Annotated in this window: 1 protein-coding gene; it reads left to right on the top strand. The window is 36.8% G+C overall.

Annotated features, from left to right (window positions below):
- On the top strand, positions 1–359 hold a 359-nt coding region (locus AAEZ22_RS18240; protein ID WP_352298415.1), incomplete at both ends, for a transposase.

Below are 359 nucleotides of genomic sequence, written 5' to 3'. Positions count from 1 at the left end.
CCTAATTACCCTTTCTGATGGCAGTTTTGTGGAGCCGATAGATACCAGTAAACAGACAATCAGGATCAAACGATTACAGAAGCAACTTGCTAGAAAAGTGAAATTTTCAAGTAACTGGAAAAAATTAAAAGCAAAGATCACAACATTTCATACGAAAGTTGCCAATATTCGTCATGACAAATTACATAAGATCTCAACACAGTTGAGCAAAAGCCACGCAATCATCGTGCTAGAAGATCTTAAAATTAGAAATATGACGAAAAACAGCAAAGGCAACAGTGAGCAGCATGGAAAAATGGTGAAACAAAAATCTGGCTTAAACCGCGTCATTCTCAATCAAGGATGGGGAATGTTTAAAG

Origin of the sequence: Pseudoalteromonas sp. 20-MNA-CIBAN-0454 (genome assembly GCF_040308685.1) — a bacterium.
Classification (GTDB): Bacteria; Pseudomonadota; Gammaproteobacteria; order Enterobacterales; family Alteromonadaceae; genus Pseudoalteromonas; species Pseudoalteromonas nigrifaciens.
This window is presented reverse-complemented; position numbering and strand designations above follow the sequence as displayed.